At 61.6% G+C, this 22157-nt stretch carries 20 protein-coding genes; 12 read left to right on the top strand and 8 right to left on the bottom strand.

The window, feature by feature from the left end:
• Positions 1-21: 21 nt before the first annotated feature.
• On the top strand, positions 22-303 hold the full coding sequence (locus tag ACUTQY_RS04905) for a YfcL family protein (protein ID WP_016926855.1): 282 nt from the start codon (positions 22-24) through the stop codon (positions 301-303).
• Positions 304-343: 40 nt separating this feature from the next.
• On the opposite strand, the gene mnmC is transcribed toward ACUTQY_RS04905, so the two are convergent.
• Positions 344-2365 carry a bifunctional tRNA (5-methylaminomethyl-2-thiouridine)(34)-methyltransferase MnmD/FAD-dependent 5-carboxymethylaminomethyl-2-thiouridine(34) oxidoreductase MnmC gene (gene mnmC, locus ACUTQY_RS04900; RefSeq protein ID WP_046688524.1) on the bottom strand — a complete coding sequence of 674 codons (2022 nt, stop codon included), beginning with the start codon at positions 2363-2365 and terminating at the stop codon, positions 344-346.
• Between the two features lie 170 nt (positions 2366-2535).
• Between mnmC and fabB the strand changes: the two genes are divergently transcribed.
• Both fabB and ACUTQY_RS04890 read left to right on the top strand, forming a co-directional pair.
• On the top strand, positions 2536-3756 hold the full coding sequence (gene fabB / locus ACUTQY_RS04895; RefSeq protein WP_016926857.1) for a beta-ketoacyl-ACP synthase I: 1221 nt from the start codon (positions 2536-2538) through the stop codon (positions 3754-3756).
• A 212-nt stretch (positions 3757-3968) separates the two neighbouring features.
• Entirely contained in the window at positions 3969-4190 is a 222-nt protein-coding gene (locus tag ACUTQY_RS04890) for a hypothetical protein (protein ID WP_004936201.1), read from the top strand.
• A 51-nt stretch (positions 4191-4241) separates the two neighbouring features.
• On the opposite strand, the gene apbE is transcribed toward ACUTQY_RS04890, so the two are convergent.
• Positions 4242-5273 carry an FAD:protein FMN transferase ApbE gene (gene apbE / locus ACUTQY_RS04885; RefSeq protein ID WP_342188149.1) on the bottom strand — a complete coding sequence of 344 codons (1032 nt, stop codon included), beginning with the start codon at positions 5271-5273 and terminating at the stop codon, positions 4242-4244.
• Between the two features lie 144 nt (positions 5274-5417).
• On the opposite strand from apbE, the gene ACUTQY_RS04880 reads away from it, so the two are divergent.
• Entirely contained in the window at positions 5418-6530 is a 1113-nt protein-coding gene (locus tag ACUTQY_RS04880) for an SLC13 family permease (RefSeq protein WP_046687564.1), read from the top strand.
• Here ACUTQY_RS04880 and pepT read toward each other — a convergent pair.
• Entirely contained in the window at positions 6527-7774 is a 1248-nt protein-coding gene (pepT, locus tag ACUTQY_RS04875; protein WP_046687563.1) for a peptidase T, read from the bottom strand. The genes ACUTQY_RS04880 and pepT overlap by 4 nt on opposite strands.
• A 217-nt stretch (positions 7775-7991) precedes the next feature.
• Here pepT and ACUTQY_RS04870 point away from each other — a divergent pair, with 217 nt between their 5' ends.
• Positions 7992-8888: an endonuclease/exonuclease/phosphatase family protein gene (locus ACUTQY_RS04870; RefSeq protein WP_016926861.1), complete on the top strand. Its 897-nt coding sequence runs from the start codon at positions 7992-7994 to the stop codon at positions 8886-8888.
• 27 nt (positions 8889-8915) lie between these two features.
• Here ACUTQY_RS04870 and pdxR (ACUTQY_RS04865) read toward each other — a convergent pair whose 3' ends face one another.
• Entirely contained in the window at positions 8916-10349 is a 1434-nt protein-coding gene (pdxR, locus tag ACUTQY_RS04865; RefSeq protein ID WP_187307471.1) for a MocR-like pyridoxine biosynthesis transcription factor PdxR, read from the bottom strand.
• A gap of 93 nt (positions 10350-10442) precedes the next feature.
• Between pdxR (ACUTQY_RS04865) and ACUTQY_RS04860 the strand changes: the two genes are divergently transcribed.
• Complete coding sequence (locus tag ACUTQY_RS04860; RefSeq protein ID WP_033643902.1) at positions 10443-10898, top strand: rhodanese-like domain-containing protein; 456 nt, start codon at positions 10443-10445, stop codon at positions 10896-10898.
• A gap of 4 nt (positions 10899-10902) precedes the next feature.
• On the opposite strand, the gene flk is transcribed toward ACUTQY_RS04860, so the two are convergent.
• A complete protein-coding gene (gene flk, locus ACUTQY_RS04855) occupies positions 10903-11931 on the bottom strand; it encodes a flagella biosynthesis regulator Flk (protein ID WP_046687561.1) in 1029 nt (342 codons plus the stop codon).
• 205 nt (positions 11932-12136) lie between these two features.
• On the opposite strand from flk, the gene ACUTQY_RS04850 reads away from it, so the two are divergent.
• The 4 genes from ACUTQY_RS04850 to ACUTQY_RS04835 are packed head-to-tail and all read left to right on the top strand — an operon-like array spanning position 12137 to position 15791.
• Complete coding sequence (locus ACUTQY_RS04850; RefSeq protein WP_033639760.1) at positions 12137-12499, top strand: hypothetical protein; 363 nt, start codon at positions 12137-12139, stop codon at positions 12497-12499.
• A 49-nt stretch (positions 12500-12548) separates the two neighbouring features.
• On the top strand, positions 12549-14585 hold the full coding sequence (locus tag ACUTQY_RS04845) for a protein-disulfide reductase DsbD family protein (protein ID WP_033643900.1): 2037 nt from the start codon (positions 12549-12551) through the stop codon (positions 14583-14585).
• Complete coding sequence (locus ACUTQY_RS04840) at positions 14582-15298, top strand: DsbA family protein (RefSeq protein WP_033643899.1); 717 nt, start codon at positions 14582-14584, stop codon at positions 15296-15298. Before ACUTQY_RS04845 ends, ACUTQY_RS04840 begins: the two co-directional genes overlap by 4 nt.
• Positions 15291-15791 (top strand): protein disulfide oxidoreductase, encoded by a 501-nt coding sequence (locus ACUTQY_RS04835; RefSeq protein ID WP_033643898.1) that lies wholly within the window; start codon positions 15291-15293, stop codon positions 15789-15791. The genes ACUTQY_RS04840 and ACUTQY_RS04835 overlap by 8 nt, the downstream gene beginning before the upstream one ends.
• Here ACUTQY_RS04835 and pdxR (ACUTQY_RS04830) read toward each other — a convergent pair.
• A complete protein-coding gene (gene pdxR, locus ACUTQY_RS04830) occupies positions 15788-17254 on the bottom strand; it encodes a MocR-like pyridoxine biosynthesis transcription factor PdxR (protein ID WP_046687559.1) in 1467 nt (488 codons plus the stop codon). The genes ACUTQY_RS04835 and pdxR (ACUTQY_RS04830) overlap by 4 nt on opposite strands.
• A gap of 172 nt (positions 17255-17426) precedes the next feature.
• Here pdxR (ACUTQY_RS04830) and ACUTQY_RS04825 point away from each other — a divergent pair, with 172 nt between their 5' ends.
• Together ACUTQY_RS04825 and ACUTQY_RS04820 are read left to right on the top strand one after the other, a co-directional pair.
• Entirely contained in the window at positions 17427-18422 is a 996-nt protein-coding gene (locus tag ACUTQY_RS04825; protein WP_033643896.1) for a DMT family transporter, read from the top strand.
• 156 nt (positions 18423-18578) lie between these two features.
• Entirely contained in the window at positions 18579-19208 is a 630-nt protein-coding gene (locus ACUTQY_RS04820) for a CatB-related O-acetyltransferase (RefSeq protein ID WP_046687558.1), read from the top strand.
• Positions 19209-19329: 121 nt separating this feature from the next.
• Here ACUTQY_RS04820 and ACUTQY_RS04815 read toward each other — a convergent pair whose 3' ends face one another.
• A complete protein-coding gene (locus ACUTQY_RS04815) occupies positions 19330-20127 on the bottom strand; it encodes an MrpH family fimbial adhesin (protein ID WP_142075822.1) in 798 nt (265 codons plus the stop codon).
• Positions 20128-20629: 502 nt separating this feature from the next.
• On the bottom strand, positions 20630-22147 hold the full coding sequence (locus ACUTQY_RS04810; protein ID WP_033643892.1) for a tripartite tricarboxylate transporter permease: 1518 nt from the start codon (positions 22145-22147) through the stop codon (positions 20630-20632).
• Positions 22148-22157 lie beyond the last annotated feature (10 nt).

Below are 22157 nucleotides of genomic sequence, written 5' to 3'. Positions count from 1 at the left end.
GTTATTTAATGAGGAAATTTGATGATCGCAGAATTTGAAGCGCGCATTTTGGCGCTGATTGATGACATGGTAGAGCACGCCAGCGATGATGAACTGTTTGCCGGTGGCTACCTGCGCGGTCATCTGACGCTGGCGGTGGCCGAGGCGGAAGAGCAGGGCGAACACACCGCCGAAGCGCTGAAAGCGCGGGTGGAGGAGAGCCTGCACAAAGCGATCGCCGCCGGGGAACTCTCGCCGCCGGATCAGATCCTGGTGCGCGGCATGTGGGAAAACCTCTATCAGGCTGCAACCCCTGCCGCCTGATCGTCATGCCGGGGCGCGTCGCCGCGCCCCTCAAGGTTGATTAAACCGCACGCCCTTTCAGCAATTTCCGCACCCACATCCGATTCGGATTCAACGCCGCCAGCAGGCGCGCATCGCCCGGCAACGGCTCGCCGAACAGCTGCGCCGCCAAAATTTCCGCCGCCAACGGCGCCGAACACAAGCCGCGCGAGCCTAACCCGCCGATAGCGAACAGACCGGGATAGAGCGGCGCATCGGCGACGGTTTCGCCGCGCTGGTTCTGCCGCTGCAAATCCTGATACTGCGCCAGCGTGGCCTGATAGTCCGGCAGCGCGCCGACCATCGGCAGATGATCGCGGGTGGCGCTGCGCACGCCGCAGCGCGCCTGATGAGCGCTGACGTCCACCTGCTGCGGCCAGGCCTGCTCCGGCAGACAGCGCAGCAGGCGCTCGCGGTTCTCCTGTTGCTCCTGCTCGCGGTAGTCGGTGGCGATGTCGCCGCGCTGGTAGCTGGCGCCAATGCAGTGGTGGCCGTTGTTGGCATTAACCGGCGTCAGGTAACCGTCGTAACACAATACCTGTTTCAATTGACCGAGGGCCGGCGAGCTTGGGATATGCGACACCTGCCCGCGTACCGAATACAGCGGCAGGGCTTCCGTCGGCGCCAGTTCGGCCAACCGATGGCCGTTGGCCAGGATCACCGTCGCATGGCATCGGCTGTCGCCGTTGGCGAAATCGATGCGCCAGCCGTTTTCTTCCTGCGTCAGCCTCTGTGCATCGTGCCGGTAGTGGCAGACCAAGCCCTGACGCTGCGCCAGCGCGATAGCGCCGCGCGTCAGCTCGGCCGGGCAGAGCCAGCCGCCTAGCGGGTAGGTGATGCCGCCAAAGCCGGTATCAACACCGCACCGTTCGCTGAGCGTCTCGCGGTCGGCCGCCATCGCCAAGGCCTGCGGCCAGTCGGCTTTCAGCATATTGGCGATCTTGGCGCCGCTCTTTTCGTCATAGGCCAACTGGCTGACGCCGCACCACTGGTGATCAAAGGCGACGCCTTGTTGCAACAGGGCATCGTACTGGCGGCGGGCGAAGGGAAACGCGGCGCTGAAAAAGCTCTCCAGCGCGTCGCCGCTGCCGTTCAGCAAAGGATAAATCGCGCCCTGGCGGTTGCCGGATGCGCCCTCGGCCGCCTGCTCATCGGCGCAGTACAGCGTGACGGTGGCGCCGCGGCGCAGCAAGGCCAGCGCGGTGAGCGCGCTGGCGACGCCGCCGCCGATCAGGGCGATGTCGGCGGTGTTGTCCGCCGCCGGGCGTCGATACCAGGGCGCCGGATGTGCGGCGGGCTGCGCATCGGCCGGGAGCTCGCCGGCGAGCATCTCACGCTTTTGGCCGAAGCCTTTGCAGCGGTTGACCTGAAAACCGGCCTGTTGCAAGCCGCGGCGCACGAAGCCGGCGGCGGTAAAGGTGGCGAAGCTGCCTCCCGGCCGGGCGAAGCGCGCCATGGCGACGAACAGTTGATCGGTCCACATGTCGGGGTTTTTTGCCGGCGCGAAACCGTCGAGGAACCAGGCATCCACCTGGTTATTCATGCTGGCGTCAAACTGCGGCAGCAGATCGTTGACGTCGCCGAACCACAGATCGAGCGTAATGCGGCCTTCGGCTAACAGCAGGCGATGGCAACCCGGCAACGGCAGCGGCCACTGGGCGCGCAGCTCGTCGGCATAAGGCGCCAACTCCGGCCAGCGTGCATGCGCCGCCGCCAGGTCAGCCTGCTGCAGGGGGAATTTTTCGAAGCTGATAAAGTGCAGGCGCTGCAGCGTCGCGTCCGGCTCGGCTTGACGGAAGCCGGCGAAGGCCTGCCACAGCGTGAGGAAATTGAGCCCGGTGCCGAACCCGGTTTCCGCCACGACAAACAGCGAACGCGGATGGGCGGCGAAACGTTGCGGCAGCCGATTGCCGTGCAGGAAGACGTAGCGGGTTTCTTCCAGCCCATCCTGATTGGAAAAATAGACGTCATCAAACTGTTTCGAAACAGGTGTACCCTGTTCGTTCCAGGTTAGCGTTGCGGTTTGGATGGGGGCGTGGTTCACGGTCAATGGCTCGAAATTCAAGGGATGCCGCGAATTCTAACGGCGCTGGCGCCCCGGCGCAAACTGGACAACAATAAAGCTGAAAAACGCTGATCGGACTTGTTCGGCTTACATCTGTACGCTAAAGTGCGATGCAAAATCCCGTAGGTAAATAGTGGAAGAGGTATTGAATGAAACGTGCAGTGATTACTGGCCTGGGAGTTGTCTCCAGCATTGGTAATAACCAGCAGGAGGTCCTGGCAAGCCTGCAGGAAGGACGTTCTGGGATCACTTTCTCCCAGGAGCTGAAAGATTCCGGCATGCGTAGTCACGTATGGGGGCAAGTTAAGCTCGACACTACCGGCCTGATCGACCGCAAGGCGGTGCGTTTCATGAGCGACGCTTCCATTTATGCCTTCCTGGCGATGCAAGAAGCGATCGCGTCTTCCGGCCTGAAGGAAGAAGAGTATCAAAACAACCCGCGCGTGGGCCTGATCGCCGGTTCCGGCGGCGGTTCTCCGCGCTTCCAGGTGTTCGGCGCCGATGCGATGCGCAGCCCGCGCGGCCTGAAAGCGGTTGGCCCGTACGTGGTGACCAAGGCCATGGCTTCCGGCGTTTCCGCCTGCCTGGCAACGCCGTTCAAAATCCACGGCGTGAACTACTCCATCAGCTCCGCTTGCGCCACCTCCGCGCACTGCATCGGCAACGCGGTTGAGCAAATCCAGCTGGGCAAACAGGACATCGTATTCGCCGGCGGCGGCGAAGAGCTGTGCTGGGAAATGGCCTGCGAGTTCGATGCGATGGGCGCGTTGTCCACCAAATACAACGACACGCCGGAAAAAGCGTCCCGCACCTATGACGCCGATCGTGACGGTTTCGTCATCGCCGGCGGCGGCGGCATGGTGGTGGTTGAAGAGCTGGAGCACGCGCTGGCGCGCGGCGCGCACATCTATGCGGAAATCGTCGGCTACGGCGCGACTTCCGACGGCGCCGACATGGTTGCCCCTTCGGGCGAAGGCGCAGTGCGCTGCATGAAGATGGCGATGCAGGATCTGGATGCGCCGATCGATTACATCAACGTGCACGGCACCTCTACGCCGGTAGGCGACGTGAAAGAGCTGGGCGCCATTCGTGAAGTGTTCGGCGACAATACCCCGGCTATCTCCTCCACCAAGGCAATGACCGGCCACTCACTGGGCGCCGCGGGCGTGCAGGAAGCGATCTACAGCCTGCTGATGCTGGAGCACGGCTTTATCGCACCGAGCATCAACATCGAAACCCTGGATGAACAGGCGGCCGGCATGAACATCGTGACTCAGCCGACCCAGCGCGAGCTGACCACCGTGATGTCCAACAGCTTCGGCTTCGGCGGTACCAACGCCACGCTGGTGATGCGCAAACTGGCGAAATAATCCCGCCGGCGCGTCATTCCGCCAAAAAGCCCGCGTTTTCGCGGGCTTTTTACTGCCCGAAGCCCACCGGCCGGGCGCTCGGAGTTTTCCCAAATCACATCCCCTGACACATCATTACCTCGCCATTACACGCGTTGGGCATACAATAGCCAGGTAGCGTGATTATCGCTCGGCGTAGCTTTCTAAAGTGATCGAACATTGAGGCAAGAAGTATGAAAAAGTTAATTGCGGTTGGGTTACTGTCGGCCGTGTTGGCCGGATGCGCCACCGATTCTCCCTGCGTGCCGGTCTACGATGACCAGGGGCGTCTGGTGCACACCAACACCTGTATGAAGGGCACCACTCAGGATAACTGGGAAACCGCGGGCGCGATCGCCGGCGGTGCGGCGGCGGTTGCCGGTCTGACCCTCGGTATCATCGCGCTGACCAAGTGATCGGCGCGGAACAGGAATAAGCCCGGCCATTGCGCGCCGGGCTTTTTTATCTCACTGCACTAAAAATGCTTTGAACTGCGGCGTCATCACGGCGCTGAAACCGTCGTCGGTTTTGCTGATCAGGTAGACCGCCAGCCCTTTCTCTTCTGCGAGCTGCAACGCTTTCTCCGGGCCCAGCACCATCAAGCCGGTATCCCAGCCGTCGGCCTCGAGTGCGGTCGGGGCGATCACCGTGGCGGAAACCAGTCGGTGGTTTATCGGCCTGCCGGTGGTCGGATCGATGACATGGGAGTAACGCTGGCCGTTTTGTTCGAAGTAGTTGCGGTAGCTGCCGGCGGTGCTGATGCCGTAACCGTGCAGATCCACCAGCGCCTGCACCGCATTTTCACGGTCGGTCGGCTTTTGGATCGCCACCCGCCAGGGTTTGCCCTGGCCGTTGACGCCGCGTGAAGAGACCGCGCCGCCTACCGACACCAGGTAGTTGGTAATGCCGTGACGGTTCATCAGGCGCACCAGCTCATCGGCACCATAGCCTTCGCCCAGCGTCGAGAGATCGACATACATGCCCGGCAGATCTTTTTGCAGCCACTCCCCGCGATTGTCGCTGATCAGCTTCAGGTGCTGCAGGCCGATGTTCTGCTTCGCCGCGTCGATCTGCGCCTGTTCCGGCACCTTGACCGGATGCTTGTCTGGGCCGAACCCCCACAGGTTCACCAGTGGGCCGACGGTGATGTCCATGGCGCCGCCGGTATCGCGGCCGATGCGTTGGGCCATCAATACGATGTCCGCCATGCCGCGCGGGATAGGCTGCGGCTCGAGGCTGGCGCTGCGGTTAAACCGCGACAGCACCGAATCGGCGCGGTAGGTAGAGATATCCTCGTTGGCCCGTTCGAGCACCGTGTCGATCTGCCGCTGCAGCTCTTGTTTGCCGATCGCGACGTCACCGCTGACCTTAACGCTGTAGAAGGTGCCCATGGTCTTGCCGTCGATATCGATTTGCGGGCGGGAGGAGGCATCGTCACAGGCGGCGAGCAGGGCGCATAAGGCGCTGAGCAACGCCCCTTTAGCGAGCAGGGAAGCCATAACATGTCCTTTGAAAACCGCTACAAATAAAGTAAAGCGCGGCAAATGAAAAGCGGATAAAGGTAAAATAGCATTTTGCTGGCGCTGAAGTCGCGTCTGAGCTAACGTCTGCCCATTCTTTTCGGTGAGGTTCACACTGCCGCTATGAGTTCAACCGCCATTTCTCGGCTTATCCACCCCTTTGTCAAAGATCGCTTCTTGCATACATTGCTGCTGGCCGGCGTGGTGATGTTCGCTTTTCATCCGCAACCGCTGTCGGCGCTGGGTGGTTTCATCGACGGCCGTACCCTCATCACCCTGTTGGGGCTGATGCTGCTGACCAAAGGGGTGGAGGTCAGCGGCTACTTCGATTTTGTCGGCCGCAAGATTATCAACCGCTTGCACAGCGAACGGCGGCTGGCGCTGTTCCTGGTGTTTTCCGCCGCGCTGCTGTCGTCGTTTCTGACCAACGATGTGGCGCTGTTTATCGTCATTCCGCTCACCATCACGCTAAAAAAGCTGTCGGCGCTGCCGGTTGGCCGCTTGATCATCTTCCAGGCGCTGGCGGTGAACGCCGGTTCGTTGCTGACGCCGATCGGCAACCCGCAAAATATCCTGCTGTGGAGCCGCTCCGGCCTCTCTTTCCTCGGTTTCATCGGCCAGATGGCGCCGTTTGGCGTCGCAATGATGTTGAGCCTGCTGGCGCTGACCTGGTTCAGCTTCCCGGCGCGCGACATCGTGAAAACGCCGAATACCGAGGGCTACCCCTATCAACGGCCGCTGTTGCTGAGCTGCGTGGGGCTGTATGCGATCTTCCTGCTGTGCCTGGATATCGGTCTGCCGCTGTATGGGCTGCTGGCGGTGTTCGCCGGCTTTTTGTTGCTGGCGCGCCGGGTGCTGTTGCAGATCGACTGGAGCCTGATTTTCGTGTTCGCCGCCATGTTTATCGATGTTGGCCTGTTTACCCGCCTGCCGCCGCTTCAGCCGGCGTTTGCTGCTATCGCCGGGCTGAGCGACGGCGGGGTGTATGCGCTGGGCGTCGGGCTGTCGCAGATCGTCAGCAACGTGCCGGCCACCATTTTGCTGCTCAACTATGTGCCCTCGAGCGCTCAGTTGGCCTATGCGGTCAACGCCGGCGGCTTCGGGTTGGCGATCGGATCGCTCGCCAACCTGATTGCGCTGCGCATGGCGGGGGAGCGCAAGATCTGGTTGCGCTTCCACTATTATTCGCTGCCGCTGTTGGTATGGGCCGCGTTGCTCGGCTGGGTGATGAGCTAAGCCGGTTGGCCGCTTTGTCGCGCGGCCAGCAGGCAAATGCTGCGGGTCACCTGATAGGATTTCACGAAGGCGCTGACGGGTAAAAATTCGAAGCGCGAGTGGAAGTTATGTGCGCCGGTGAAGTAATTGGGCGTCAGGATGCCGCGGCTCGAGAGCGCCGCGCCGTCGGTGCCGCCGCGCATCGGGATCACCTTCGGCGGGATGCCGTGGGCGGCGAGGGCGCCGAAGATCAGATCGATGGCGCGCCGGTCCTCGCCGATGGCGTTGCTGATGTTGCTGTAGATGTCGCTGACGCTGCAGCTGACGTTGGCCCGCGGATAGTTGGCCGCCACCTGGCGCACGGTCTCCTCAAGGCGGGCTTTGCGTGCCTCGAACGCCGCGCGATCGAAGTCGCGAATCGACACCTTCAGCGTCGCCTGATTGGCGTTGGCGGCCAGATCGGTGAACCAGAAATAGCCCTCGCGCCCTTCGGTGTGCTCCGGAGTATCCTGCACATCGAATCGGTTAATGATGTCGTTGGCGATGCGTATCGGGTTGATTAATACGTTTTTCGCCGACATCGGGTGGGCGGTCACCCCCTCGATGCGGATCTCCGCCGCCGCCGCGTTGAAATTCTCGTACACCACTTCACCCAGTTCGCAGCAGTCGATGGTGTAGGCGAAATCGACGGGGAAACGCTGCAGATCCAGCGCCTTGGCGCCGCGCAGGCCGATTTCTTCGTCCGGCACGAACGCCACCACGATATCGCCGTGGCGATCGGCCGCGGTCAGGTTGGCCAGCAGCGTCATCACCACGGTGACTGCCGCCTTATTGTCGGCGCCCAGCACGCTGGTGCCGTCGCTGAACAGGATCTCTTCGTTCCGGTAGGGCAGGATCTCCGGATGCTCGGCGGTACGCAGCCAGATGTCCTGCTCGGTGTTCAGGCATAAATCCTCGCCGGTGAAGCGCAGGCGCTGCGGGCGAATCTCGGGCGACAGGCCGACGTCCACGGTGTCGATATGCGTGATGAAGCCGATGCGCGGTGCGCCGGGTTGGGTGCCGGGCTTGCGGGCGGTCACGGTGGCGTGCTCGTCGATTTGAACGTCGGCCAGGCCGAGCCGGCGCAGCTCGTCCGCCAACAGTTGCGCCATCTCATGCTGTCCCGGCGTGCTGGGCAGGGCGGTTGCGGCGGCGTTGCTCTGGCTGGTGACGGCCAGGTAGCGGAAGAAACGTTCGGTAAGCTGTTCGGCAATCGGGCTGGTCATCGGAACTCCTCGCGGTTGGCAATCTACCGGTTTTAAAACGAAATCAGCCGATTGTCCAACGGCGCAATGCGTAAACCGCCAGAATGCGAAGCATCGCGCAGAAACGAAAAATAGCGGTGCAACTAGGAAATAGTCGCAGGTTTCTGCGGCAAAATCGGTGTTAGCTGTGGGCCGGGAAGCGCCCGCATAACACTTATCTGTCCCTCAAGGAGAATTCATGCACACCGGTCACGCTTTGCTCATCACCTTACTGTCCCTGGGCATCTCTCACAGCGCCTGGTCGTCCGCCGATACCGGGCACGCCAACAGCAACGCCAACAGCCGCGAGGTGGCCAGCGCGTTGGGCGGCCTGAAGAACAAAACCTACGAACTGGAACAGGCGCCGAAGATCCGCGTCGCCAGCTTCAATATCGCCGCCGGCAAGGTCAGCGACATGACCGCTATCGCCAAGGCGATTCGCGCGATGAACGTCGACGTGGTGGCGCTGCAGGAGGTGGATAAACTCACCGCCCGCAGCGGGCGGGTCGATCAGGCGGCGGAACTGGCGAAGCTGACCGGCATGCAGGCGGTGTTCGGCCGGGCGATCGATTTCGACGGCGGTGAATACGGACTGGCGTTTCTCTCGAAGTATCCGCTGCACGACGCCGTGATCTATCCGTTGCCGTCCGGCCAGCGCGAGCAGCGCATCGCCTTCAGCGCCAAGGTTGATGTGCCGGAGTTCCCGACGCCGATCACCCTGTTCAACACCCACCTCGATACCAAGGAAGATCCGACGATGCGTCTGGATCAGGTGCGGGAGCTGAACGATCGCACCATCGAAGTGCGCGGCATCAAACTGCTGTTCGGCGACATGAACGACGTGCCGGGCAGCGTCACCTGGCTGGAGCTGAGCCGCTATTGGAACGATATCATGCCCAATGGGCAAGATGGCCGCAGCTGGCCGGCGGAAAACGCCGAAATCAAGGTGGATTACATCTTTAGCGGCAATGCGCAGCGTTGGCATCTGGACAGCCTGACGGTGCCGAACGCCAGCGGCGATTGGAACGGCGTGCACTGGCCAGCGGTGAGCGATCACCTGCCGCTGGTGGCGGAGATGCGCCTGACCGAGCAATAAGCCGGCCGGCGTCTCTCCGGGGCAGGGCTAAGCCGCGGCGATCCGAGCCAGCCGCTCGACGGCGCTGCGGATCTCGCCCGGCGTCAGGGCCGAAAAACCCAGCAGCCAGCCGTCGCGCTGGGCCTGAACCGTTTGGTATTGCGCCGTTAACCCGGGCGTAAGGACGCCGAGCCGCCGCGCCTGTTGGCTGAGCGCCGCCTCCCGGCCGGGCGGCAGCCAAACGCTGAGCTGCAGGCCGCCGGCGGCGGGAGCGGCCGTGGCGAAGTGGCTCAGCTTTTCGCTCACTTCCGTCAGCAGCACATCGCGCCGGCTGTGGTAGAGCTGGCGCATGTAACGAATATGCGCGGCGAAGTGCCCCTGGCGAATGAACTCGGCGGTCACCGCCTGCATCAATTGCGCGCTGTGGCCGTCATAGACCGTGCGTGCGGTGACGAAGGGGGCGACCAGCGCGGGCGGCACGATCAGGTACGCCAGCCGCAGCGAAGGGAACAACGATTTGGAGAAGGTGCCGAGATAGAGCACCCGGCCATGGCGATCCAGGCCTTGCATCGCCGGAATCGGCAGCCCGTCGTAGTGAAACTCGCTGTCGTAATCGTCTTCAATGATCCAGGCCTGTTGCCGCTCCGCCTGCGCCAGCAACGCTAAGCGGCGTGCCAGGCTGAGCGCCGCGCCGGTCGGGTATTGGTGCGAGGGCGTCAGATAAATCAAACGCGGATCGGGCAAGGAAGGTTCTGCTCGCAGGCCATCGCCGTCTACCGCCACCGGCGTCAGCGCGGCGCCGGCGCTGATAAAGGCGTTTCTCGCCCCGGTGTAACCCGGCTCTTCCATCCAGACGCTGTCGCCGCTGTCCAACAGTAAGGTGGCGATCATTTGCAGCGCCTGCTGCGAACTGGTCAGCACGATAACCTGGCTCGCATCGCAGACTACGCCACGCGTTTGGTTGACGTGGGCGGCAATGGCTTCGCGCAGCGGCAGATAGCCTTGCGGATCGCCGTAGCGCAGCAGGCTTTCCCCCTGCAGGCGCAGGCGTTGAGCGGTCAACTGCTTCCACAGGGCCAGCGGAAACGCGCGCAGGTCCGGCGAGCCGGCTGCGAAGGCCTGAGGATGCTGCGGATCGCGGCAGCCGCCGGTGTGCACGATCTGTTGGCCGCGCAGCGAAAGGCGCGGCATGGCGGTGCGGGTCGCCGGCGGCGGCGATTTGGCGATGCGGATAGCCACAAATGTGCCCTGGCCGACGCGGCGCTGCAAATACCCCTCCGCCTCCAACTGGCCGTAGGCTGCTTCGACGGTCACCCTTGAGAGGTTCAGATCCCCAGCCAGCACTCGGCTGGAGGGCAGCCGTTGCCCAACGCTCAATGCGCCGTGGTGGATGGCCTGCCGCAATGCCGCACACAGACGATCGCGCAGCGTGCCGATGGCCTGGGGCGATTGCTGAAACAGCGTGATCAGCGTGTGCCGCATAATGGGTCTTATCATGAGTAAAAAATGGGTATCAATCATAAGACCAAAATCGGGCACTATTGTCATCTGTCTTGATCAACGGGAGTGAGTGATATGTCGAAAGAATCCTTGGTGCTGGCCTTTCCGCCGGCAGCGCCGGAAGAGAGCCTGGCCTATCTGGCGGCCAAGCTGAGCCGCTATGCGGATGCCTGGGACGTGGCGGAAGATTTGCGCAATGGCGTGGACGGGATGGTGGTGATCGACACCCGTGCGGAGGCGCTGTACGCCGCCGGGCATATCCCCGGCGCGCTCAGCTTGCCGCATCGCCTGATGGATGAAGCCGGCACGGCGCACCTGGATCGCCAAAAGGTGTATGTGACCTACTGCGACGGCATCGGCTGCAACGGCTCCACCAAAGGCGCCTACAAGCTGGCGAAGTTGGGGTTTAGGGTGAAGGAGTTGATTGGCGGGCTGGATTTCTGGCTGCGCGACGGCCATCCGTTGGCCATCGGCGAACTGCCGGGGTCACTGCGCTCCCGGGCGGCCGCAGCGGACTGCGGCTGCGCCTGAGGCGTTAAAACACCAGCGCCAGCACGACGGCCAACGCCAACAGCAGCAGGATCAGCGCCACGGCGGGCTTGCTCAGCGCTTTTTGCAGCGGCAGAGGCAGGGTGGCGATCAGCGGGTTGAGCAGCGGCTGCGGTTCGATAGAGGGGCTTGCGATCGGCTGCGCCTGGCCGGCTTTCTCCAGACGGCGGGCAAACAGCTGATGAATGGCGTCGCTCATTTGCGGATGCGTCAGCGGCGCGTTGGCGCCGCAGTTGAAGCGCGTCTGGCAATAGTCGTTCATCTGCTGCAGTTCTTGCTCATCCGCCGGCTGTTTGAGCGCCGCCAGCAGGTTGTTCAGCGTTGGCGCGTTCTGCGGGCTGAGCGCCACCTTCACCTGTAAAAACTGGTTCAGCAGCTGGAAGTGGCGCGCCGGCAGCGGATCGTTGGTTTTCACGCCCGCCAGATCGAACAGCGTTTGCCAAATTTTAGCCGGCGCTTCGCCGGTCGCGGCGCTGAGTTTGGTGACCTGCTGCTGCAGGCTTTGATGCTCTGCGGGCAGCAGCGGGCGATCGCTGGTGGCGGTTTGCTGCGGTTGGGGAATGGTCAGGCCGCCGGTCTGCAACAGATTCAGCACCTGCTGCAGCTGCGGCGGGCTTAGCTGGCTCAACACCGTATGGCCGAACCGTTGACGAATAAAGTCACTGACCGCCTGGCGATTATTGCCCTGCGGCAGCAACTCGGCCAGCTGTTGCAGCAGTTGGCGCCCGGCATGGTTTTGCTGCGCCTGCGTCAGGCGCGTTTGCAGCAGCTGTTCCGCCGGTTGAAAATGGCGCGCCAGCAGTTCGCCGCCTTTGTCGGCGCCGAGATCGTGACGCAGAGACGCCCAGATCTCCGCCGATTTTACTGAGCTGAGCGTCATGATTTTCACGATCAGTTTTTCCAGCGTTGTGCGCTGCGCCGGAGAGAGGGGTTGATCGTCAGTGGCCGCCGTTTTGCCCGGGGAAGGGGGGCGCTCGCCGGCGATTGGGGTGCCCGGCCCACTCAAAGGTTGCATATCACCAGTCCTTCGCTGTGTATCCCCGCAGTGTGCCTGGAGGAGAGAATCGTCATTGTACCCGGCGAAAAGCGCAGGCTTACCCTCTATGATACCTGTAATTCGCCGCCATCAATACCGCCGCTCAGACATTTCTTTACCGACAAAACGTTGCTAATCGCGTCTGCGCCGCTAAGATAACCCCAGATCTGAACATGAGGATGGCATGGTTAAACGGCAGCGGATTGCAAAATGGTTTTTATGCCTGGCTTGCCTGGTGGTGCTGACGTGCATGACCCAGCGCATGGCGGGCCTGCATGCGCTGCAGCAAACGCTGGGGATCCCGGCCGCTACCGCCGTTCAGTCCAGTGATGCCGCCGCCGAAGCGCAGCCGACGCCCTGTGAACTGAGCGCCAAATCATTGCTGGCCGCGCCGCCGGTAATGTTCGAAACCGTGCTGTTCGGGCTGGGTCTGCTGCTGGCGCTGTTGGCGCCGACCATTGCCGCGCGTCTGCGCATTCCTCCTCCTCGCGCCATTTCTCCGCCCACCCTCAGGGTGCACCTTCGATTATGCGTCTTCCGTGAATGAGTTAATCGCCCGTTTTTCGCGGTGAATTAATCATTTATGGAGAATTAACATGTTGAAAATTATCAGGCTGGCCTGCGCTTGCCTGTTTATGCTGTGGCTGCCCGCCTTGCAGGCGGCGGACAGCGGCTGGCTGCAAAATCCGGCCAACGATCATGCCAAGGTGCGGCTGCGCGCCGACACGTCACAGCCGGGAGAGACCCGTCTGCTGCTGTCGGTCGAGCTGCAAAAAGGCTGGAAAACCTACTGGCGTTCCCCGGGTGAAGGCGGCATCGCGCCGGCTATCGTCTGGCAAGGCCACCCACCGCCGGCGACCTGGCACTGGCCGACGCCGCAGCGTTTCGAGGTGGCCGGCATTTCCACCCAAGGCTATCACGATCGGGTCACGCTGCCGATCGTGATGCCAGGCCCGGTATCCGGCCCGCTGGCGGGCACCCTGACGTTGTCCACCTGCAGCAATGTCTGCATTCTGACCGACTACCCGTTCAGTCTGGATCTGACGACGCCGAACGATCCGCAGTTTAATCACGACTTCGCGCAGGCGATGGGGCAAGTGCCGATCGCCGCCGGGTTGACGGATAACGTCAAGGCCGGGTATCGCAGCGGCGAGCTGCAGATTGCCGCCGAACGCGCCGGCGGTTGGCAGCGGCCCGCGCTGTTCTTCGATACACTGGCGGATGCCGATCTCGGCAAGCCGCAGGTTGAAACCGACGGCGATCAGCTGCTGGCGCGAGTGCCGGTCAGTGATGGCTGGGGAGAGGCGGCGCCGGATCTGCGCGGCAAAACGCTGACGCTGGTGATCGACGACGGCGGCATGGCGCAGCAGATTACGCTGCCGATTGGCGATCCGCTGGCCGCGCCGGCCGGTGCGGCGTTCCCGTTATGGCAGGCGGTATTGATGGCGCTGGCGGGCGGGTTGATCCTCAATCTGATGCCGTGCGTCCTGCCGGTGTTGGGCATCAAGCTCGGTTCCATCCTGCAGGTGGAGCGGCGCGATCGGCGCAGCGTACGGCTGCAGTTCCTGGCGTCGTCGCTGGGTATTGTCGCCTCGTTTATGGCGTTGGCCCTGCTGATGACGCTGCTGCGGCTCGGCAACCACGCGCTCGGTTGGGGCATTCAGTTCCAGAATCCGTGGTTTATCGGCTTTATGGTGCTGGTGACGCTGCTGTTCAGCGCCAACCTGTTCGGCCTGTTCCATCTGCGCCTCTCATCCGATCTGAATACCTCGCTGGCCACCCATAACGGGCACGGTCTGAGCGGCCATTTCTGGCAGGGCGCGTTCGCCACGCTGCTGGCGACGCCGTGCTCGGCGCCGTTTCTCGGCACGGCGGTGGCCTTCGCGCTGGCGGCGTCGCTGCCGGTGCTGTGGGGCATGTTCATCGCGCTCGGCATCGGCATGAGTCTGCCGTGGTTGCTGATCGCCGCCTGGCCGTCGCTGGCGCTGCGGTTGCCGCGTCCCGGCCGCTGGATGAATACCGTCAAGCTGGCGATGGGGTTGTTGATGCTGGCGTCGTCGCTGTGGTTGCTGAGTCTGCTGAGCAATCATATCGGCGTGCAGGCTACGCTGTGGCTGGGGGGGTTGGCGCTGCTGGCACTGCTGCTGGCGGTGTGGCGCCGGCAGGGGGCACGGTTGGCGGCCAAGCTGGCGGCGGGCACGTTGGTGCTGGCGGGCGCCGTCTTGCTGGCCGGCTCGCTGACCGCCGGTCTGTGGCACCAGCCGTTGCAGGATCGGGTGCAGTGGCAACCGCTGAGCGAACAGGCGATCGCCGAGGCGCTGGCGCAACATAAACGGGTGTTCGTCGACGTCACCGCCGACTGGTGCGTGACCTGTAAAGCCAACAAATTCAATGTGCTGCTACGCGATGACGTACAGCGGGCGTTGAGCGCCGATGACGTGGTCGCGCTGCGCGGCGACTGGAGCCGCCCGTCGGCCGACATCAGCGCCTTCCTGCAAAAGCGCGGCAGCGTCGCCGTGCCTTTCAACCAAATCTATGGCCCCGGCAGCCCGGACGGCGAGGTGTTATCCCCGCTGTTGACCCGTGACGCCGTGCTGCAAACGCTTTCCCATGCCAAAGGAACCGAACAATGAAAAAGCTACTGATTTTACTGATGATCATCGCCGCCCCGGTGTGGGCCGCCGAGCCTTTCACCCCGGCGCAAGAGGCGCGTATCAAAGAGATGATCCGCGAAACGCTGGTGTCCAACCCGGACATTCTGGCGCAGGCGGTGGACGCCTGGCAGCAGCAAACCGCAGGCCAGCAAATCAGCCAGGCTATCAAGCAGAATGCTAAAACGCTGTATCAGGATCCGGCCAGCCCGCGCCTCGGCGCCGCCAACGCCAAGCTGACGCTGGTGACCTTTACCGACTATAACTGCCCGTACTGCAAGCGGTTTGATCCGATGCTGGAGAAAATCGTCAAGCAATACCCGGATGTGGCGCTGGTGGTGAAGCTGTTGCCGTTCAAGGGCGAAAGTTCGGTCAGTTCGGCGCGCGTGGCGCTCACCACCTGGCAGCAGCACCCGGAGCAATTCTGGGCCTTGCATCAGCGGCTGATGGCGAAAAAGGGCTTCCACGACAAGGCCAGCATCGCCGCCGCGCAGGAGAAAACCGGCGTCAAGACGGTGGCGCCGAGCGAACAGAGCATGACCACGCTGCGCACCAATATGGCGTTGGCGGAACAACTGGGCGTACAAGGGACGCCGGCGACGCTGATCGGCGATCGGATGCTGCCGGGGGCGGTGTCCTATGAAGAGCTGGAAACGATAGTGAAGCAGCAGCTGGCGAAGGCCAACCATGGTTAAGCTCAAGCGCTGGGGGCGCGAGTTGCTGCTGCTGGCGCTGATCGCACTGGCGGTGATCACGGTGATGGATTGGCTGAACGCGCCGCAGGCGCCGCCGGCCTTCGATGCCCAGACGCTGACCACGTTGGACGACGAGCGCGTGTCGTTGGCGCAGCTCAGTCATGAGCGGCCGCTGCTGGTTTACTTCTGGGCCAGCTGGTGCGGCGTTTGTCGTTTCACCACGCCGGACGTCGCCCGTTTGCAGGCGGCGGGCGGCAACGTGCTGACCGTCGCGCTGCGATCGGGCGACGATACCCAGGTGAAACAGTGGCTGGCGCGCAAACGGCTGGCGCTGCCGGTGGTCAACGATCCGGCCGGTACGCTGTCGGCGCAGTGGCAGATTGGCGTGACGCCGACCTTCGTGGTGGTCTCGCAGGGCAAGGTGGTGCAGAGCACCACCGGCTGGACCAGCTACTGGGGGATGAAGCTGCGGCTGTGGTGGGCCGCCGTCTAACCGGCGTTTTTCTCTGCTATCACTTCCTCAATCGCCCGGCTAAGCCGGGCGATACCTTCTTCAATCTGCGGCGGCGAGTTGGCGGCGAAGTTTAGCCGCAGACTGTGCGCGCCCAGCTGTTCCTGGGCATAAAAGCATTCGCCGCGCGCGAAAGTGACGCCGTGCCGCCAGGCCACCGGCATCAGCTCGGTGGTGGTCACCGTCGCGGGCAGCGTCAGCCAGATAAACAAGCCGCCTTGCGGCGTTTCGAAACGGCACCCCGGCGGCAACCGCCGTTGCAACGCGTCGATCATCACTTCGAGATGCAGGCGATAGACGCGCCCGGCGCGGCGCAGCTGCTTGTCGTAACGGCCGACGGTGACAAACGCGTCCAGCGCCCGCTGGATCAGGCTGGAACTGGTGAAGCTGTCAACGTGCTTGCGCCGCGCGAAGCGCTGATAGTGCTCGCTGTCCGCCACCAGATAGCCGATGCGCATGCTGGGCAGCAGCATCTTGGAGAAGGTGCTGACGTAGATCACCGCGCCCGGCTGCGCCAGCGCACGCAGCGACGGCAGCTGTTTGCCCTGGTAACGCAGATCGCCGACGAAATCGTCCTCCAGGATCACCACGCCGGCCCGTTGGGCGATCGCCAGCAGGCGCCGCCGGCGAGCTTCGCTCAGGCAACGGCCGGTCGGGTTGTGAAAGTTGGGGATGGTGTAGATCAATTTGGGGCGGTGGCGTTCCAGCAACTCGGGCAATCGTTCGACCAGCATGCCGTGGCGATCGCCCGGCACGGTGACGATATTGATGCGGTGCTGGCGCAGCAGGCCCAGCGCTTCGGCGTAGGTCGGTTCTTCGACGATCACCGTATCGCCCGGCGCCAGCAGGCTTTGCACCACCAGGCTGATGGCATGCTGCGAGCCGTTGGTGATCAGCACCTGTTCCGCCTGCGTGGGGATGCCCTGTGAGCTGAGGATGCGGCTCAGCGTATCGCGCAGCGGGTAGTAGCCGCAGTATTCGCCGTAGCTGAAGGCCTCTTCCGCGTGGCGGCTGAGCACCGACAGCAGCACTTTGCGAAATGCCTCCAGCGGAAACACCTTAGGGCTGCCGACGCCGGCGGCGAAGTTGATCAGCCCCTCCGGCAGCGGGGCGTCGGCGTAGCCGTCCAGCCGCGAGGTGAGGGTGGTGAAGCTCTCCAGCGGGAAGGGGGCATCGCTGGTCGGCCGGGCCGGGCGCGTTTGCGCCTGCGGGTGCGCAACATAGGCGCCGCTGCCGCGTCGCTGATGCAAAAAGCCCTTGGCCGCCAGTTCGGCATAGGCGTTATCCACCGTCAAACGGCTGACCGCCAATTCGGCCGCCAGCGTGCGCGTTGAGGGCAGCTTGTCGCCATCCACGAACACGCCGGTAAGGATGGCGCGCCGCAGCGCTTCTTCGATCTGTAAATAGAGCGGAACGTCCTGCTCGCGATCTAACGGAATGTGCATGCGAAATTGGCCCGGTTAGGGAGAGAGCTTTTTACTATACCCCATGTCAACAGGGCTTCAAGCGCAGAAAAGTGGCCTGCATGACAAGGCCGAAAAGTGGCTATAGTGGGAAAATATGGCCGCGTTACACTGTGCGCCTGAGCATTTATGTCGCCATTTTCCCGAGGATCTCATGTCATTACCGTCAGGCGTTTCCGCCCGGCCTTTGCTGCCCGGCGCGCGTCTCTTTCAGGGCAGCCGCCAGGGTTACGTCATCGCCATTATCAGCGCCATGCTGCTGGCCTTTACCGCCATCATCATCCGCGCGCTGACCGAATACTATCACCTGCCGACCTTCGTGCTGGCGTTCTGGCGCGCGGCGCTGGTGGCGCTGGTGCTGTTGCCGCTGCTGTTGGTGGTGAAACCGCAGTGGGCACGCCTGCGCCGTGAACAGGTCTTGTTCTACGCGCTTTACGGGCTGCTGCTGGCGTTGTTCAACAGCCTGTGGACGCTGTCGGTGGCGCTGAACGGCGCATCGGTGGCGACCATTCTGACCTACTGTTCGGTGGGCTTTACCGTGTTCCTCGGCTGGGTGATGTACAGCGAACGCCTGACGCTGCGCCAACTGCTGGTGATCGCCATCAGCCTGGGCGGTTGTTTCCTGGTCAGCAACGGCGACAGCATGGGCAACCAGCACTTCGACTTGTTGGGGCTGCTGGTGGGGATGCTGTCGGGCATCGGCTATACCCTGTATACCCTCGGCGGGCGGGTGGCCAGCGAACGGGGCTATCCGGTGTGGAACACCATTTTGTACGTGTTCGGTTTTTCGGCGCTCTATCAGCTGGTGTTCAACGCGGCGCTGACGGCGTTCCCGCTGACGGCGTTCCACGGCATGGCCGGCTCTCTGTGGTTCCTGTCGCATGGCGCGCAGGGCATTCAGTGGAGCGGCTGGCTGTTGCTGCTGGCGCTGGCCGCCGGGCCGACGCTGTTGGGCTTCGGGTTGTATAACATCAGCCTGAAAACGCTGCCGCTGGCCGTAGCCAACCTGATCCTGTCGTTGGAGCTGGTTTTCACCGCGGTGATCGCCTATTTCCTGCTGGGGGAAAACATGAATCAGCTGCAGCTGCTGGGCAGCGCGTTGGTCATGGGCGGGGTGCTGCTGTTGAAAAGCAAGACCGCCGAGGCGTGATCGGTTACCATTTCGCCTCGCAAGAGAGGCGGTAATCATGAATAACCCGAGATTGAAACGAGCGCTTATCGCTTGAATGGCCGTGTTGAGTGAACGACAACACGGCCACAGACATTCCGTTCCGTGGCTTTTATTCCCGTAACAAGAGAATACGCCATGTCCGAAAAACACTGGTCCAACACCGAACTGCTGCATCAGACGGTGACTAACCCGAATATTATCGTCAAAGGCACCCACAGCTACTACAGCGACTGCTGGGATAACGGTTTCGAACGCTCGGTGGTGCGCTATCTGCACGGCGACGCGGTCAGCCGGCAATGGCAGCCGCTGGGCGAAATAGATCGCCTGCTGATCGGCGATTACGTGTGCATCGCGGCCGAAGCGGTGATCCTGATGGGGGGCAATCACACCCATCGCATCGACTGGTTGAGCCTGTACCCGTTTATGGCAACCATCAAACAGGCGTACCGCCCCAAAGGCGATACCCGGCTGGGTGACGGTTGCTGGATTGGCATGCGGGCGATGTTGATGCCAGGGGTATCGATAGGCGAAGGGGCGATCGTCGCCGCCGGCAGCGTGGTGGCCGGCGACGTTGAACCTTATGCCATCGTCGGCGGCAATCCCGCGAGGTTTATCCGTTGGCGATTCGCGCCGGAAGTTATCGCGCGCTTGCTTGCGTTGCGCCTCTATGATTTGTCCGAGGCGGACTTTGCGCAGGTGCAGCCTTTGCTGGCCGATAATGATATTGCGGCCTTAGAGCGGGCGGTATGCAACATTGAGCGTTAGCTAATGAAACACGGGATAATAACGCTGCGCAAGCTCGATTAAGGCCCGAGATAATCGGGCCAAGTGTACCAGAAACACTGCGGCTGTTAATCCTCGTTCCACGACAGCCGTAGTGCCGCATTTATAGAAATGCAATGTATACAATAGCATTACCTGAGAAAGGCCCTGGGTCGACGGTATCATGGGCTGTCAGTTTTGCTTTTAGGCTGATATTTCTTTGTTGGCCGCCAACCAGATAATAATCCACGCCTGTCCATGCAGAGTTGCCATCTAAAAAAAGCGTTGAATAAAATTTCTTGTTGCTTCTTAAATAAATATTCCCCTCGCCCAATGTAGATTGAGAGTAAATTTTTATCGTGCCTGATTGAGTGCATCCGATTGTTCCATAAATCGTTCTCTCCATCCCGGAAATCTCGTCTTGTGAAAGCGTATCAAAATCTATCACTGTAGGAAGATTCACATCACAAGATTGGTTTTGTGGTGGTAATATGCCGCAAACAGAATTAGGCCATAAACTCGCACCGCCGGATATTGCCGGCGTTCGTATATAGAACATCCCAACACAGCTGGCATCTCTGCCATTCACGAGGTAAGGCTGCGAGGTCCATGGAATGCCGAAGGTGTTCTTCCAGGCGATCTCCACTTCTTTTGCTGTTCTATAATTTTCAATCCGAAGACAATTTTTGGAGTCTACACATGAGCCGTGTAGTCCAGGATATCGAGTACTGTATTTTACATCAGGGCCAATAAAACAAGACGTCCACCCATAGCAAGGGTTGAGATCAGAAGGGCTCTCATCCCACGCAACCAGCGATTGAACAACCGTCAGGTTAACAAAAGAGACCGGGAGCATATAGGCGCCAGCTAAAGCTTGCTGAGATAATAAAGAGGCGAAACAAAAAATAAATACTCTAAACATTATAATCCCTCATTTTACATTGATCTTCCTTATTGATTGTTCATCTATAATGTTGCCCATATTGTGACAGGTTTACAGAGGATATCGTCATCACATTACCATGTGCCTGATTGAACGGCAATAATATGGTCTCTGGCGTTATTCGATGAGCTTTGGCTAGGTTTATAATATTTTATTTTTTATGATTAAATAAAAAATCATAATTCATATTTATATAATGGCTCAGTGTGCTTGCGTCACGTTCTCCATAAATACCGATATAAAAAGTTCGTGTAGGGGGCAGATTCAGGGGTAAAATTTGATGGCCTTCGCCAGGTTAAAAACGGTGTCGAGGAGGTAACAGACATCTTTAATGGAGCAATCGCGTACAACAAAGGCTATTGCGAGTTTAGACATGAAAAATCCAGAGTCAAAAGTCTGGCTCTGGATTTTTTCTCTGCTCGACTTATGCAAGCATCCTCAAACGATCGGCATTAGGGAACATATCCCCGCCCGTTACGCGTTACTCGGCCTTGGCCTCGGCCGCCGGATGGCGGCGTTTGCGCATCAGGCGCAGCAGCGGCGGCAGCGCCAGCACCGCGACCGCCAGCACCAGCAGCGTTTGCGCGATGCTGCTGCTCCACAGGATGCCGAATTCACCGTTGCTGATCGACAGCGCGCGACGCAGATTCTGCTCCAGCATCTCACCCAGCACGAAGCCCAGAATCAGCGGCGACATCGGAAAGTGCATTTTCCGCAGAATATAGCCGAACACCCCCAACCCGACCATCAACAGCAGGTCGAAGGTGGTGCTGTGCACCGCATAAACCCCCACCGCGGAAACCGCGGCGATCGCCGGCACCAGGAACCACAGCGGGATGGTCAGCATGCGGGTGAACAGGCCAACCAGCGGCAGGTTCATGATCAGCAAGATGACGTTAGCGATCAGCAGCGCGGCGATCAGCCCCCAGACGATATCCGGCTGTTCGGTGAACATCGCCGGGCCGGGGGTGATGTTGTACAGCGTCAGCGCGCCCATCATCACCGCCGTGGTGCCGGAACCCGGCACTCCCAGCGTCAGCATCGGAATGAACGAACCGCAGGCCGAGGCGTTGTTGGCCGCTTCCGGCGCCGCTACGCCGCGGATGTCGCCCTTGCCGAAGGTGTCGCTGTTGCCGCTGATTTTCTTTTCGGTCATGTAGGTCAGCGCGCTGGCGATGGTGGCGCCGGCGCCCGGCAGGATGCCGACGAAGAAGCCGATCACCGATGAACGCAGGGTCGGGCCGGCGCACTGCGCCGCTTCTTTGCGGTTGAACAGCAACCGGCCGGTTTTACGCACCAGCTTTTGCCCGGCGCTGGTGCTTTCCAGCATCAGCAGAATTTCACTGACCGAGAACAGGCCGATCACCACCACGATAAACTGCACGCCGTCGGAGAGGTGCACGCTGTCGAAGGTAAAGCGGTAAACGCCGGTGTTGGCGTCGACGCCCACCGTTGCCAATCCCAGGCCGATCAGCGCCGCCAGCAGGGATTTCAGCGGGTTTTGGCTCATCATGCTGCCGAGGCAGGCGATGGCGAACACCATCAGGGCAAAATACTCCGCCGGGCCGAAGGCCAGCGACCAGCGGGCCAGCAGCGGCGCGAACAGAATAATGCCGCCGATGGCGATCATCGAGCCGACGAACGAGCTGACCGCCGAGATGGACAGCGCCACGCCGGCGCGCCCCTGCTGCGCCATCGGGTAGCCGTCCAGCGCGGTCATGATCGCCGCCGCATCGCCCGGCACGTTGAGCAGAATTGACGAGATGCGCCCGCCGTATTCGCAGCCGATATACACCGTCGCCAGCAGGATCAGCGCCGATTCGGCCGGCAGCTTGAGGGCAAATGCCAGCGGCAGCAGGATCGCCACGCCGTTGATCGGCCCGAGGCCCGGCAGCAGGCCGACGATGGTGCCGACGAAGCAGCCGATCAGGGCGATAATCAGGTTTTGCGGCACCAGCGCCACTTCAAACCCTTGGGTCAAATACATCCAGGTATCCATCATCGCTCCC

This window comes from Serratia sp. TSA_130.1 (assembly GCF_052691795.1).
This window is presented reverse-complemented; position numbering and strand designations above follow the sequence as displayed.